Raw genomic sequence first — 15,950 nt, forward strand, 5'->3', positions numbered from 1 at the left:
ATGACATTTAATATCCCATTTTCACCACCTGATATTTCTGATAAAGAGATAAAAGCCGTAGAAGAAGTTTTAAAATCAGGTTGGATAACAACAGGTCCAAGAACAAAGGAATTTGAAAATAAATTATCACAATTTACAAAAACAAATAAAACAGTATGTTTGAATTCAGCAACGGCAGGTTTAGAACTTGTTCTTAGACTATTAAATATTGGTGAAGGAGATGAAGTTATTGTACCAGCAATGACTTATACTGCATCATGTAGTGTTATTGAGCATGTTGGAGCTACTCCAGTTATGGTAGACATTCAAGATAATACTTTTGAAATGAATTATGATTTAATGGCAAGTTTAATTTCTGAAAAAACTAAAGCCATTATTCCAGTTGATTTAGCTGGAATTCCTTGTGACTATGATAGAATTTATCAAATTATAGAGAATAAATTGGCTTTATTTGAGCCAAATGGCAAATATCAAAGATTACTTAACAGAATTGTGATTTTGTCCGATAGTGCTCACTCATTAGGTAGTTCATATAAAGAAAGAATGTCAGGTTCAATAGCAGATTTTTCTTCTTTTTCTTTTCATGCAGTAAAGAATTTAACAACTGCTGAAGGTGGTAGTGTTACTTGGAAAAGCCAACCTTTTATAGATGATGAACAACTATATAAAGAATTTCAAATTTTATCGCTTCATGGGCAGACAAAAGATGCGTTATCAAAATCAAAATCTGGATCATGGGAATATGATATTGTTGTTCCAGGTTATAAATGCAATATGACAGATATCATGGCTGCAATCGGATTGGCACAACTAGACAGATACCCTGAGTTACTACAGCGTAGACGACAGATTGTTGAGATGTATAATAAAGGTTTTGAAGGAACACGAATCAAACCTCTTTCTCATATTGGAAAAAATTACACATCTTCTATGCATTTATATATCACTCATATAGAAGGGTTAGATTTAGAGTCAAGAAATGAAGTTATCAGAAAACTGGCTGAAAAGGGTATTTCTTGCAATGTACATTATATCCCCTTACCAATGTTAACCGCCTATAAAAATATGGGATTTAATATTGCCGATTTTCCTAAAGCTTTTAATTATTTTGTAAATGAAATAACGTTACCATTGCATACCAAATTAACTGATGAAGAAGTTTTCTATATTATTGATACATTAAAAACTATTGTTTCAACTATTTAAAAGAAAGTAGGAAAAATTATGATTATTCTAATTGGAGGTACAAGTTTTATTGGTGTTTATACCGTTGATGAATTTTTAAAGCAAGGTAAAAAAATTGCTGTTACTGGACGAAATAATAAATTTAGAAGTTATTATGAATCATTAGGTGTCGATTATTATAATTTAGATATTACTAAACCCGAAGATTTTGATAATTTACCTACACAAGATGTTGAAGCAGTTATACTTTTAAGTGCATTGCTTCCTGCTAATGCTACAGCTGATTTAGAAAACGATGAAAATGCTAAAGATTATTTTGAAGTTAATACGATAGGTACAATAAATGTTCTAGAATTTTGTCGTAAAAATAATATCAAAAAATTATTATCAACAACGTCATACGCAGATGTCCAAAACTCATGGACGTCAGAATATCCTTTAACAGAATCTGTGCCTAGAGACTATAATTATTCTGGTGATCATGCTGTCTATGTGTTTTCAAAGAATGCTGCGTGTGATGTTATGGAATATTATAATCAACAACATGGTATGAGAAATGCTTGGTTTAGATTACCACCGGTTTATGGTGTTGGCCCACATGGATCATTATTTGTAAATGGAAAAAAAGTAAAATCTGGTCTTCAAATATTTATTGAAAAAGCGTCATCTGGTGAAGATATTACTATCTATGGTAATCCACAATTAACTAGAGATGTAGTTTATGTTAAAGATGTCGCTCACGCTTTTTATTGCGCTTATAATAATGATCATGCAGCGGGTTTGTATAACATGACCTCGGGAACTCCAGTTACATTAGTTGATCAGGTTCAAACTATCATAGATGTTTTTTCAAAAAATCATCAAAAAACATCTAATATTTTATATAATTCAAATGTTACAAATAACACATCATCTTATCTTTTTTCTATGGAAAAGGCTAAGAATGACTTTAATTTTGTTCCAAAATACTCGAAGTTCAAGGATATGATGCTTGACTATAAAAAAGATCTGGATAATGAAAAACATAAAGAATTGTTTAACTACTGAGGTGATGTATGTACATAATAATAAAGCAAGTTATTGATTTTTTTATTGCACTAATATTATTGATTCCAACGTTAATCATTGTCTTAATATCTGCTATTTTTATAAAACTAGAAGATAAAGGTCCTGTTTTTTATATGGCAAGTAGATCAGGTTTGCGCGGTAAACCATTTAGAATGTATAAATTAAGAACAATGATTGTTGACGCACCAGATATTAGAACTGAAGACGGTTCTACTTTTAATTCTGAAAGTGATCCCAGAGTTACAAAATTTGGGAAATTTGCTAGAAAAACGAGTATTGACGAGTTACCTCAAATCTTAAATGTTTTAAAGGGAGACATGTCCTTTGTTGGTCCCCGTCCTGATTCAGCTAGTTATTTAAATCAATACACAGATGAGGAAAAAATTATCCTAACTGTTAGACCTGGTATTACCGGATATAACCAAGCAATAAATAGAAATGCAGTCGGAACAAAAGAAAAATTAAAGAATGATATTTACTATGTTAATAATATGTCATTTGTTTTTGATTGCAAGATAATCGTATGGACTATAAAATCTGTTCTTAGTCATAAAGATGTCTACCGAGGAGAAGTATCAAAAGATAGGAAAGAATAAATGTCAAAGACCATTATGATTTTAGGAGGAAGTATTTTACAGCTTCCAGCAATTTTAAAAGCCAAGCAATTAGGGCTAAAAGTAGTTGTTGTAGATATGGATGAAAATGCAGTAGGTTTTAAACAAGAAGGTATCTATAGGGAATATATTAGTACGATTGATAAAGAAAAAGTTTTAGCTGCAGCAATAAAACATCAAATTGACGGTATTATGACATTGGCAAGTGATCTTCCTATTAGAACAGTTTCATATGTGTGTCAAAAATTAAATCTTATTGGACCAAGTGAAAATACAGCCATAAACGCAACAGATAAAAATAAGATGAGAGAAGTACTATTTGACAATCAAGTACCAATTCCACAATTTAAAAAAGTAAATAGTTTTTCTGAATTTATTGATGCGGTTAGCTATATTTCAGATCTTGGTCACAAAGTCATTTTAAAACCATCAGATAATTCTGGAAGTAGAGGAATACAATATTTAGACATAGATAATAAAGATAAACTTGTTGAATCTTTTCAATATAGTAAAGAATTTTCAAGATCAGGAATTTTATTAGTTGAAGAATTTATGGAAGGTCCTGAAGTTAGTGTTGAAACTTTTGCCATTGATGGTCAAATTTTTGTCATTCAAATTACAGACAAAATAACAACAGGCTATCCAAATTTTGTTGAAATTGGACATAGTCAGCCGACTTGTTTAAATCAAAATGTAGTTGAACAAATTAAAGAGGTCGCTATTAAAGCCAATAAAGCGCTTGGTATTGAAAATGGTCCCTCACATACTGAAATTATTGTAACAAAACAAGGTCCTAAGATAGTTGAGATTGGGGCTAGGCTTGGAGGAGATAACATCTCAACGCACCTTGTTCCTATGTCAACAGGAATCGATTTAGTTGAAAATTGCATTAAAATGTCTTTAGGAGAGTCTGTTTTTATTGAACAAAAATGGTCTAAAGGGGCAGCAATAAAATACTTTGTCGGATATCACGGAAAGCTTCAAAAAATTTCAAATATTGAAGAAGCTTTAAAAATTGATGGTGTTGAAGATATTGTTTTTGTTAAAGAAATTGGTAGTGTTTTAAAAGATATTCAAAATAGCACTGATAGATTGGGTTATGTTCTATCTTCTGGGAAAACTGCAACATTAGCATTAGATGTTGCAAACAAGGCCATCAAGACAGTTAATGTGTACTGTGAGGAAGAGTAATGAAAAAAGCTGTTATAATAACACCATTTGATAGCTATAGTTATAACGTTAGAATTAAGTATGTGGTCAATTATCTAAAGGAATTCAATTATGATTCAACAATATTAACTTCTGATTTTGATCACAGAAAAAAAGAGGCCTATTCAGTCAATCGTAAGAACACTACTTTATTAAAAACTTTACGATATTCTAAAAATATATCGATTAAAAGAATTATGTCACATGTGATGCTTGCTAAAAGTGTTTATGATGAATTACAAAGATTAAAGCCTGATCTTATATACTGTAGTGGCCCACCCAATAGTCTATATTTTTTCGCGACTAAATATAAAAAAAAGAATCCTCAAGTTCAATTGATTTCTGAGGTTGGTGACATGTGGCCAGAGACTCTTCCAATATCTTCTTCAAAGAAAAAAATATTGTTACCAATTTTACATTTCTGGGGAAATATTAGAAATAAAAATTTAAATAACTCGGACATTGTTATTTTTGAGTGTCAATTATTTGAAGAAAGATTAAAAAAATATTTGCTACCTTCTCAAAGTCAAGTCATTTATTTAAGTAAAGAAGATTTTTTCACCAAAACTAATTATTGGACTTTTGACTCTACTGAATTCAAAAAAATAGTTAAAGTGATTTACATTGGTGCATTAAATAATATTGTTGATATTGACATTATTGTTTCATTTTTAAAACAGCTGAATAAATATAGAAGAGTTGAGCTCCATCTAATAGGAGGAGGAGAACGAGAATCTGAATTAATTGAAAAAGCACAGCTTAATAATATCACTTTAATAAATCATGGCATTGTCTATGATGATTTTCAAAAGCAAAAGATTATCAAAGGGAGTCATTTCGCTTTAAATATCATGAAGGATAATGTTGTTGTTGGTGCTACAATGAAATCTTTAGAATATTTTCATTGGGGGATACCAGTTATTAATAATTTGCCTTATGATAGTCAAGCGATGATAGAGAAGTATAGTTGTGGCTTTAATATTAATAATGATAATATTAAAAAAGTGTCTCAAAAAATATCAGAAATGACAACTGATAATTTAGAGAAAATGGCGCAACAATCTCGATTGGTCTATTTGGAAAATTTTGATGAAAAGGTCGTTCACAGCAAATTTACTAAATTATTGAAACATATTAATGCGACAAAATAGTTAGGAATAAAATGAAACCCAAGATACTAATTTTTAATGGATACTATTACCCTTCTAAAAATTCTGGAGGGCCAATTACAAGTATAGAAAATACCGTAAACTCTCTTAGTGAAGAGTTTGATTTTTACATTATAGCTTATAATCATGATTTTAATGATAACAAGCCTTTTGATGTCCCAGTTTCACAGTGGATCAGTGTTGGAAAAGCCAAGGTAATGTACGTTAAGAATAATGATTTGGATTTTTCAATTAAAGAAAATAGGAGAATGTTAGAAACTTTAAAACCTAGTCTTGTTTGGTTTTCAGGAGTTTTAACTCCAAATAATAAAATCGTCTCATTAATTAATGGTAGAAAATTAAACATCCCCATCTTGTTTTCTCCAAGAGGTGAAGTTAGTGCTGACAGAGTAGCTATTAAAAAAATAAAAAAAGTTACTTATTTACGACTTGTAAACCTTTTAAGAATGTTTAATAATGCTTACTTTCATGCAACAAGCAGTGATGAAGTAAATGGTATTAAACAATTTTTTAAACCAAAGTCTTCTCATTTATTCTTTTCACCAAATATTTCTATTCAAAGGCAAGAAAGAATAATTAATCGGACAAAAAAAATTGATGAATTGAAAATTGTTTTTTTCTCAAGAATTCATCATGTGAAAAATTTACATTACGCTATAAAAGCAGTAAACAATTGTAAAAAGACTATTAGTTTTGATATTTATGGTCCAATTGAATCAAAAGAATATTGGGAAGAATGTCTGAAACTAATAAAGGAATCACCTGAAAATATAAAAATAACCTATAAGGGAATTATTGAGAGAGATTCGATGTCTCGTGTGTTACAAGATTATCATTACCTGTTGTTTCCGACGATCAATGAAAATTATGGACATGTCATTGCAGAATCTTTAGCTAATTCATTACCAGTGATTATTAGTCAAGGAACAACTCCTTGGGATGATGTTAATAACATAGCTGGTTATTCTATTAATTTAGATTACCCAAATATGTTTTCTGAGACTCTTGATAAATTAGCATCTTTGGATGACATAAGCTATCAAAAAGTAGTTGAAGAGACTGAGAATTATTTTACGAAAAAAATGAATGAAGATGAAGCAGTTGATAGTCACAGAAAAATGTTTCTAAAGATTATTAATGGAGATATAATATGATTCAAATTTATGCTACTATTCTTGCTTTTTTCATTCTTTTGATGTTTTTATTTTCTTTTTACTTTGACGATGATTTATTATCTCCAAGTAAACTATTTTTAATATTAGAATTTATAAGATATGTTCCCGGTTTATTTTTACTTGAAGAAGAGTCTTCAATTCTTTTTACTGAACCTTTAACATTTAAATTACTTATTTATGAGATTATTTTTATAATATCTACCTTAGTTGCTATTTATTTATTTATGGGGAAAAAAATTAATAATAAAAAAGTTTATAAAGACATTCCAATGTCAAGTATTTTTATTTTTTATTTTATTGGTTTTTTAGCAAAAATAATAGTTTTTAATAAGCTTGGTGGAGTTTCAAATATAATGAGTAATCCTCAATTGGCTTATCAATTACAATCACATGGTTTCGGAATTTATAATATTTTTTATAAATTTATGGTGATTGCTATTTTAGCATTAACAGATAAATATTTACATTATAAAAAGTTAAATTACTTAGTTATTTTAGTTTTAATGGTTTCATTTTACGTATTTTCTTTTTTGGTTTATACAAATAGAACTCCTGCATTAATTTTATTTTTGATTTTATTATTTATATATCATTTTAAAGTAAGGAAATTCAAAATTTATGATGCTGTTAATCCACGAGTTTTAATGGTTGGCTTACTAATAGTTTTTTTATCTTTTTCAGCATCTCAAAAAAGAGTCCAAAATTCAGGTACTATTGAGACCTCTAGAATTTTTGATATTGTAAGAAATTTAAGTTATGATGGAAGAGATATGTTTGTTTATGAAAAATTTTCAGAAGAACCCAAATTATATGGTAGAGGGTATTTAAATATTATTCCATCTGTTATACCTGGGAAAATTGATAAACCACCAATTGATGATGGGTTATATCTGGTTAATTATATTAGAGGTTATAATGTTAGTATAAATACAAATTCTAATATGCTTCCTTCAAGAACTGGTTCTGTTCCATTTTCTACTCCGTCCTATTTATATGCTAACTTTGGTATTTTAGGAATTATTGTTGGAGGTTTTGTTCTGGGTTATATCTATATTTTAAGCTATAAATATATGCAAGATTACTTTGACTCTTTTTCTATATCTATTTATTTTTATATTATTTATTCTTTTGGATTTTCAACAGGCAAATTGGTACCCGTACTAATTACTATTATTACTACTCTTGTTTTGAAGAAAATTATTAGCTTAAAAATTGTAATAAAGTAATAATATTTAGTTATTGAAATTTAGTATTAAAAAAATTTCAATAAATTGATAAAGGAGAATTATGAAACAGATAAGATATTGGGATTTTATTGATATTTCTAAGGGTATAGGGATATTATTAGTTGTCTTAGGACACTCATTTCCTGATGCAACTTCTAAGAGTGGAATAAGTGTCCCCTTTTTTAGAATGATTGAAAGTTTAATTTATACTTTTCATATGCCTTTATTCTTTTTTATTTCAGGTTTTTTAGCATATAATGTTGTGTATGAAAAAGAAACTTTTAATTCTGTAAAAAAACTTAAAAAATTAGTAATACCATACTTGTTTATGAGTATTGTATACATACCATTGAGACTTTTTGCTTCCGGTTTAGCTGTTTCAAAGTATGATACAGGATCTTTTTGGAAAATTTTAATTGGAGTCAGTCCTAATGGAGGACTTTGGTTTTTATATGTTTTAGCTTTATCAATTATCATTAGTTACTATTTTCTTACTAAAAAAAATATTTATATCTTCTTAATTATTTTTACGACTTTATCTTTTTTAACGCGTGGATTAATATTAAATCCTTCATATAGTGTTTTAAAATATTTATGTTACAACTATGTATTTTTTATCATAGGAATTATTTTTAAGAGATATTCTAAAACCTTTTTTTCTTATTTAAAGAAAATTAATTGGTTATTTATTCCAATTGTTTTTCTAATTATTTTTTACCCGTACTATTATTATGACTTGTCTTATTTTGCTTTTTTATTAGCTATTATTGGAATATTAATGGTTCTTAAAATTTCTTTTTTATTTGAAAAAAGAGAAACTCACGCTAAAAAGTTTTTAAGTTATCTTGGAAAAACTAGCATGTATATATATTTGCTACATGGACCTTTATTAGTTGTTTTAAGATTTATTTTATGGCGATATTTAAAACTTGATTATACTATTTGTGTTTGTTTAATGTTTAGCTTATCTCTGATCTTTTCAATTTTAATTTTTGAATATATCATAAGATATAGTAGTTTGTTAAACTGGTTATTAACTGGTGTAAGACGTAAAAGTAAATATTTAGTGAGGCCAAATAATTGAATTCAAACCTTAAAAAAAATTTTATGTATAATTTCTTATACCAAATATTATTAATGGCTATCCCTTTGCTGACAACGCCATACCTTTCTAGAGTTCTAGGCTCAGAAGGAATTGGGAGTTATTCGTATGCCTACACTGTTGCCTATTATTTTGTCTTATTTGCTATGTTAGGGGTTAACAACTATGGAAACAGGACTATAGCTATTTCTAGATCGGATAAGAAAGAACTTTCAAAAAATTTTTGGGGAATCTATTTTTTCCAATTATTGTTATCGTTTGTGATTACAATAGTTTATCTTTTTTACGCATTTTATTTTGCTGCAGATAAGAACATTGCTTTGATAATGTTTTTCTACGTATTATCAGCAGGTCTTGATATTAATTGGTTCTTTTTTGGAATTGAAAATTTTAGAATAACAGTTATTAGAAATTCAATCATAAAATTAATGACTTTACTGTGCATATTCTTATTTGTTAAATCAAGCCAAGATGTTAATATATATGCTTTTATTAACGTGATAGGTATATTGCTTTCTCAAATAGTTTTATGGATTGTTATAAGACGATATATTAATTTTGAAAAAGTTTCGATAAAAGAAATATTAAGTCATGTTAAGCCAAACATAATTCTCTTTATACCTGTCATTGCCATTAGTCTTTACAAAATGATGGATAAAGTGATGCTTGCCCAATTAGCAGATTTTAGTCAAGTTGGTTTTTTTGAAACATCGGAGAAAATTATCCAGATTCCATTGGCAATAGTGACATCTATTGGTACAGTAATGTTACCAAAAATCTCACATATTATTTCAAAAGGAATGATTGAAACAAGTGAAAAATATTTGGAACGCTCTATGTGGTTTACTTTATTAATTATTTCAGCCATGTCTTTTGGTATAATGGGGGTTAGCAAAGAGTTTGTACCACTTTTTTATGGTCAAGGGTATGAAGTAAATATACTATTGTTTCAAATTCTTTTACCCAGTTGTATCTTTATTGCAATAGCTAATATCATCAGAACGCAATTCCTTATTCCTCATAAAATGGATTCCATTTATATAAAATCAACTATTTTAGGAGCAGTTGTCAATATCATCATCAACTTACTTTTAATTCCTAATATGGCAGCAATAGGGGCAGCAATAGGAACTTTTTTTGCTGAAATGTCTGTTTGTCTTTTTCAAATATACAGTATTCGAAAAAGTCTTCCGATAGGTAAATATATTATTAAAGCTAGTCCTTTCGTCATCATTGGATTTATGATGTACTTGTTGTTATACCATATTAATCTAGATTTTAGTAATTTTCAAAATTTAATCATTAAAATTGCTATTGGCATTATTATTTATTTAATTAGTTTAGTCATATTTTATGTCATTCAAAAAAGGAGTCATCATGCATAAAACAAAAAAAATTACTGTAGCAGGTACAGGTTACGTTGGTTTATCGATTGCTGTTTTGTTATCACAACATCATCAAGTAACAGCAGTAGATGTTCTTTCTGAAAAAGTTGAATTAATTAATCAAAGAAAATCTCCAATTCATGACACAGAAATTGAAGAGTATTTAGCAACAAAAAATCTTAATCTTATTGCTACTACTAACGCAAAAGAAGCATATAAAGATGCCGACTATATCATTATAGCGACACCCACTAATTATGATACTAAATTAAATTTCTTTGATACTAGTGCTGTTGAGTCAGTCATTGAAATGGTTTTAAGCGTTAACCCTACAGCAATAATGGTTATAAAATCTACAGTTCCAGTTGGATTTACAGAGTCAGTTCGTTTTAAATACCAAACTAATAATATCATTTTTAGTCCAGAGTTTTTACGTGAATCTAAGGCCTTGTATGATAACTTATATCCAAGTCGTATTGTTCTTGGAACTAATCTTCAAGACAAAGAATTACTTGCAAAAACTAAAATTTTTGCTGAAATGCTTCAAGAAGGTGCCATAAAAGCAAATGTAGAAACATTAATGATGGGATTTACTGAGGCTGAAGCTGTTAAACTTTTTTCCAATACTTATCTAGCATTACGTGTTTCTTATTTTAATGAACTTGATACCTATGCGGAACAAAAAGGATTAAATACTGCAGAAATTATTAAAGGCATTGGATTAGATCCTAGAATTGGTTCGTATTATAATAACCCATCATTTGGATACGGTGGTTACTGCTTACCAAAAGATACCAAACAACTTTTGGCAAATTATCAAGATGTTCCACAAAACATGATTTCAGCAATTGTCGAAAGTAATAAAACAAGAAAAGATTTTATTGCCAAAAGAATTTTAGAAATTGCTAAAACACAACCTCATGACAATATTAACAACAATGAGATTATAATCGGTGTTTATCGATTAACCATGAAAAGTAATAGTGATAACTTTAGACAATCTTCTATTCAAGGTGTTATGAAACGCCTTAAAGCTAAAGGTGCAAAAATTGTTATCTATGAACCAACTTTAGAAGATGGAACTACTTTTTTTGATAATGAAGTTGTTAATGATTTAGCAACTTTTAAAGAAAAATCTCATGCTATTATTGCTAATAGATATGATACTATTCTAGATGATGTTAGAGATAAAGTTTATACTAGAGATTTATTTGGTAGAGATTGAGTTCTAAAAAAGTGATTAATATTGTGGTGTCTTTTAGTTTGACAATGTTATATTAGCGATTTTTATAATTTTTAGAAATATCATTCCAAAAATAAATTTTAGCTACCAATTTCTCTTACTTTTTAGAGAAATTAAAAGAATACTATTTTATTTAATAACATTGTTTTATCACTCATAAAAAGTTATAATAATAGTATCAAATAATTAAGGAGACTTCTATGAAAGCAAAAAAAATTATTCTCAGCATTTTATCGTTGCTAGCTCTTGTTGTTTTAGTAGCCTGTGGATCTGACAAAAAGGAATTAAAAACAACTTACTTCCAAAGAAATCAGCCAGGAGTGGACATTCGTATGACTTTCCACTACGATGAAGATAAAGATGCTATTATTAAGCAAGAAACACATACACAGATGGATTATGCCGGTTTAGGTGTCGAAACAGCTGATGAGGCAAAAGATATTTTAGATAGTATTGCTGTTCAATATCAAGGAATAAATGGTATTTCAGATAAAATTGATTATGGTGAGACAACTCTCAACGAAGAGTTAGTGATAGATTACGAAAAAGTTGACTTAAAAGAGATTGCTGATATTCCAGGAGTATTTTCAAATAATCTTGAAAATGCTGACTATATTAGTTACAAACAAACGTTAGAAATGCTCGAAAAAAGTGGTTTCAAAGAAGTTAAAGACGACAAATTTGAAGAGTTTAAACCCTTAAATTAAAACTAAGGTTTTTAATTAATGCCATTGATAGACAATTGTTTATCAATGGCTTTTTAATTGTCATTATTTGGATTAAAAAATATTGCCATATTTCCTTTAAGAAGATAAAATAAAGACATGACTTAAATGAGGAGTATAAAATGAAGAGAAATAAAATACTAATAAGCTTTTTTGTTGTCATTATAATAATCATTTTAAGTGCATGTAGTCCAAAAGAAAAAGAAATAGAATCAATTGCTTACCAAAATGCCATGCCGGGTAGAGATATCAGATACATTTTTTACTATGAAAAAGGTAGTGACAAAATTGTGAAGCAAGAATCAGTTACTATTTTTACATACGACGCTTTTGGGGTTGCCTCAAAAGAAGAAGCTAAAGAGCTTTTGGAACCATTATCCAAAGAATATGAAACTATCAAAGGCGTTACTCAGGCAGTTGAATATGAAACAGATTATCTAAAAGAGAAGATTATTGTTGATTATTCAAAAATCGATTTAAAACAATTAAAAGAAAATCCAAGATTTGAAATAGAAGGAGAAGACGCTGATTATTTTAGTCTAACAAGATCAGTAAAACCCTTTAGGGATAAAAATAGTGGCTTTGTAGAAGTTAAAGATGGTAAATTTAAAGAGTTTCAACCTTAAAAAAAATAGAAATTTAAATTATTGTTATTAATGAGAATAGTTTCATTAACATCATTTTTTAATACCACGAAGATTTAAGGCTTGAGTAATATTGTTTTATTAACAATAAAGCGATATAATAATAGTATCAAATCAATTAGGAGATTACGATGAAAAAAAGAAATATTATTTTAAGCATTTTGTTAATGCTGACATTGGTTTTTTTTGCAGCTTGTGGTTCTAAAACATCTAAGGAAACATCGGATGACAGTTTAAAAACGATGAGTTTTCAACATTCTTCCCCTGGAAACAACGTTATCTATACCTTCTATTATGAAGATGGTAGCGATGAAGTGTTGAAGCAAGAAACCATCAATACCATGTCTTATGAAATGTTTGGCGTTGATTCAGCTGAGGAAGCAAAAGAAAAAGTTGCACCATTTGTTGAACAATATCAGGGTTTAAAAGGTGTTGAACATGAGATTAGCTATGAAGATACATATTTAAAAGAATTTGTAATGGTTGATTATTCACAAGTTGATCTAAAAGAGGTAAAAAATATTGTTGGATTTGAGCTTGATAATGAAAATGCTACTTATATTAGTTTAGAACAAAGCACAGCTCCTCTAAAAGCTCAAAACAGTGGATTTGAAGAAGTCAAAGATGGCAAATTTAAAGAATTTGAAGAATAAATAAAATGAAATAACAAGTAAGTGAGCTTACTTGTTATTTTTTTGTCATTGATGAGCTAGCACTTAAAATTTTTATGTTAAAATAATTGATTGCTTTTATTTCTCTTTTTTTATAGAATATAAGACATGTTTAACCACTAATAATAATTTGAGGGTTAACGTTAAAAGGAGTAATGATAAACAATGCTAGTTAGAACGATTAAAAAATTTCCAGAGCAGGTCTTTCTATTCTTGTTTAATACAGGTGTTTTCACCTGGTTAAAAATGGGTAGTCAAACGATTCTTGATCATTTAGGCATTGACTCACAAGCTATCATGTCAAAAGTGCCCGAGTCTATCCATGCTCTAACGGGTAATAACCTTGAAAATCTTAAAACTTTGATAGAAGGGTCGCCTTGGATTTGGCTTATTGTCTCTATGGGAGTACTTATTTTAATCCGTTTTGTTAAAGGTTTGATTAAATTTGTCTTGTTTGTTGCCATTATTTTGATTGGACTTTATCTATTGATGAAAAATCAAGACCTCGTTAATCTTGTCGTTTCAAAGTTTTAAAAGCTTTTAAATTTTTGCCCACTTTGTGGGCTTTTTTGTTACAATATTAATATGATTATTTTACAAGGAAACAAGCTAGAACGCTCCTTTGCTGGAGATATTTTATTTCATAACATCACTATTCAAGTTGATGAACGTGACCGAATTGCGTTAGTTGGTCGTAATGGTGCAGGTAAATCAACGCTTCTTAAATTATTAGTTGGTGAGGAGAGTCCAAACACTGGTCAAGTAAGTACAAAAAAAGATCTTTCTTTATCATACCTAGCTCAAGATAGTCAGTTTGATTCAGAAAATAAGATATATGAAGAAATGCTTGGTGTTTTTAATGAGCTAAGACAAACAGAAAAAACGCTTCGACAGATGGAAGAAAAAATGGCAACAGCTTCACATGAGTCGTTACAAGAACTAATGTCAGACTATGATAAGTTGTCAGAGAATTTCAAACATCAAGGGGGCTTCACCTATGAATCAGATATTCGAAGTATTTTAAACGGCTTCAAGTTTGATGAGACCATGTGGGAAATGCCAATCAAAGAGTTATCTGGTGGACAAAAAACACGTCTTGCTCTAGCAAAAATGTTATTGGAAAAACCTGAGCTTTTAGTGCTTGATGAGCCTACCAATCATTTAGACATCGAGACGATTGCCTGGTTGGAAAACTATCTTGTTAATTACCCAGGCGCTTTAGTGATTGTTAGTCATGACCGTTATTTTCTAGATAAGGTGACAACGATTACGCTTGATTTAACACCCAATTCACTTGATAGGTATGTTGGTAATTACTCCCGTTTTGTTGAACAAAAAGCTCAAAAATTAGCCACTCAAGAAAAATTATTTGAAAAACAAGCCAAAGAAATTGCCAATCTTGAAGATTTTGTAAAGCGAAATATTGCTAGAGCTTCAACGACTAAACGTGCACAATCCAGACGCAAGCAACTGGAAAAAATAGAACGACTAGATAAGCCTTCAACGCAAACAAAAAAGGCTAACATGACCTTTCACTCTGAGAAACCTTCAGGGAATGTCGTCTTAACCGTTTCAGATGCTGCTATTGGTTATGATGGTGACATCTTAGCTGAGCCGATTCAACTAGACATTAGAAAATATGATGCCATAGCAGTAGTTGGCCCAAATGGCATTGGGAAATCAACACTGATTAAAACCATTATTGGTGATATTCCTTTAATTGCTGGTGATATTAAGTTTGGAGCTAATGTGGAAAGTGGGTATTATGACCAAACCCAGTCGCGTTTAACACCAAACAATACCGTTCTGGAAGAATTATGGTCTGCTTTTCCAACAACGCCAGAAGTGGCTATTAGAAATCGGTTAGGCGCCTTTTTGTTTTCTGGTGAGGATGTTAAAAAAACTGTTTCTGTCTTATCAGGAGGAGAGAAAGCTAGACTATTACTTGCCAAGTTATCCATGGAAAATAACAACTTTCTCTTACTGGATGAGCCAACTAACCATTTAGACATTGATAGTAAAGAAGTGCTTGAAAATGCCCTCATCGATTATGACGGAACCTTAATTTTTGTCAGTCATGACCGTTATTTCATCAATCGAGTGGCAACAAAAGTGATTGAAATTTCTGAAACAGGTAGTACACTTTATCTTGGTGATTATGATTACTACCTTGCCAAAAAAACAGAATTAGCAGTGACATTAAAAGCTGACAACGTGACAGAAAACTCTCCTAAGCATGATAAAAAAAATGATTATCACACCCAAAAAGCTAGTCAAAAAGAATTGCGAAAATTAACCCGACAGCTTTCTGATCTTGAAGAATTACTGGAAAATTTGGATGCTAGTATAGCAGAAATTGAAACTGAAATGACACAGACCAATGATGCTGAAACACTTATCTTACTTCAAGAACAACTTGAAGACCAAACAACACAACAAACAAATACGATGACTAAATGGGAAGAAATCGCTGAAATGATTGAAGACTTTGAAGAGAACTAATCTAAAAAACTCACAGATTTTATCTGTGAGTT

15 protein-coding genes are annotated in these 15,950 nt (G+C 29.5%); all 15 read left to right on the plus strand.

Annotation, left to right across the window (positions count from 1 at the left end; translation table 11 throughout):
• A complete protein-coding gene (locus JHK64_RS01620) occupies positions 1 to 1,206 on the plus strand; it encodes a DegT/DnrJ/EryC1/StrS family aminotransferase (protein ID WP_199567260.1) in 1,206 nt (401 codons plus the stop codon).
• An 18-nt stretch (positions 1,207 to 1,224) separates the two neighbouring features.
• Positions 1,225 to 2,232 (plus strand): NAD-dependent epimerase/dehydratase family protein, encoded by a 1,008-nt coding sequence (locus JHK64_RS01625; protein ID WP_199567261.1) that lies wholly within the window; start codon positions 1,225 to 1,227, stop codon positions 2,230 to 2,232.
• A gap of 8 nt (positions 2,233 to 2,240) precedes the next feature.
• The gene (locus JHK64_RS01630) at positions 2,241 to 2,849 is read left to right on the plus strand and encodes a sugar transferase (RefSeq protein WP_199567262.1); all 609 of its coding nucleotides are present in this window, start codon (positions 2,241 to 2,243) and stop codon (positions 2,847 to 2,849) included.
• The gene (locus JHK64_RS01635; protein ID WP_199567263.1) at positions 2,850 to 4,058 is read left to right on the plus strand and encodes an ATP-grasp domain-containing protein; all 1,209 of its coding nucleotides are present in this window, start codon (positions 2,850 to 2,852) and stop codon (positions 4,056 to 4,058) included.
• On the plus strand, positions 4,058 to 5,227 hold the full coding sequence (locus JHK64_RS01640; RefSeq protein ID WP_199567264.1) for a glycosyltransferase: 1,170 nt from the start codon (positions 4,058 to 4,060) through the stop codon (positions 5,225 to 5,227). Before JHK64_RS01635 ends, JHK64_RS01640 begins: the two co-directional genes overlap by 1 nt.
• A gap of 11 nt (positions 5,228 to 5,238) precedes the next feature.
• Positions 5,239 to 6,399, plus strand: a complete 1,161-nt coding sequence (locus JHK64_RS01645; RefSeq protein ID WP_199567265.1) for a glycosyltransferase family 4 protein — start codon at positions 5,239 to 5,241, stop codon at positions 6,397 to 6,399.
• Positions 6,396 to 7,646, plus strand: coding sequence for an O-antigen polymerase (locus JHK64_RS01650; protein WP_199567266.1), 1,251 nt, complete (start codon positions 6,396 to 6,398; stop codon positions 7,644 to 7,646). The genes JHK64_RS01645 and JHK64_RS01650 overlap by 4 nt, the downstream gene beginning before the upstream one ends.
• A gap of 61 nt (positions 7,647 to 7,707) precedes the next feature.
• On the plus strand, positions 7,708 to 8,730 hold the full coding sequence (locus JHK64_RS01655) for an acyltransferase family protein (protein ID WP_199567267.1): 1,023 nt from the start codon (positions 7,708 to 7,710) through the stop codon (positions 8,728 to 8,730).
• Positions 8,727 to 10,133, plus strand: a complete 1,407-nt coding sequence (locus JHK64_RS01660) for a flippase (protein WP_199567268.1) — start codon at positions 8,727 to 8,729, stop codon at positions 10,131 to 10,133. Before JHK64_RS01655 ends, JHK64_RS01660 begins: the two co-directional genes overlap by 4 nt.
• A complete protein-coding gene (locus tag JHK64_RS01665) occupies positions 10,102 to 11,358 on the plus strand; it encodes a nucleotide sugar dehydrogenase (protein ID WP_425507300.1) in 1,257 nt (418 codons plus the stop codon). The genes JHK64_RS01660 and JHK64_RS01665 overlap by 32 nt, the downstream gene beginning before the upstream one ends.
• 218 nt (positions 11,359 to 11,576) lie before the next feature.
• Positions 11,577 to 12,083, plus strand: coding sequence for a DUF1307 domain-containing protein (locus JHK64_RS01670; protein ID WP_199567270.1), 507 nt, complete (start codon positions 11,577 to 11,579; stop codon positions 12,081 to 12,083).
• Between the two features lie 140 nt (positions 12,084 to 12,223).
• Complete coding sequence (locus tag JHK64_RS01675) at positions 12,224 to 12,727, plus strand: DUF1307 domain-containing protein (protein WP_199567271.1); 504 nt, start codon at positions 12,224 to 12,226, stop codon at positions 12,725 to 12,727.
• Between the two features lie 149 nt (positions 12,728 to 12,876).
• Positions 12,877 to 13,398, plus strand: coding sequence for a DUF1307 domain-containing protein (locus tag JHK64_RS01680; protein ID WP_199567272.1), 522 nt, complete (start codon positions 12,877 to 12,879; stop codon positions 13,396 to 13,398).
• 183 nt (positions 13,399 to 13,581) lie between these two features.
• Positions 13,582 to 13,950 carry a hypothetical protein gene (locus JHK64_RS01685; protein WP_199567273.1) on the plus strand — a complete coding sequence of 123 codons (369 nt, stop codon included), beginning with the start codon at positions 13,582 to 13,584 and terminating at the stop codon, positions 13,948 to 13,950.
• Between the two features lie 51 nt (positions 13,951 to 14,001).
• On the plus strand, positions 14,002 to 15,918 hold the full coding sequence (locus tag JHK64_RS01690; RefSeq protein ID WP_199567274.1) for an ABC-F family ATP-binding cassette domain-containing protein: 1,917 nt from the start codon (positions 14,002 to 14,004) through the stop codon (positions 15,916 to 15,918).
• The last annotated feature ends 32 nt before the right edge of the window (positions 15,919 to 15,950 follow it).

This window comes from Streptococcus zalophi (genome assembly GCF_016481285.1).
GTDB classification, from domain to species: Bacteria; Bacillota; Bacilli; order Lactobacillales; family Streptococcaceae; genus Streptococcus; species Streptococcus zalophi.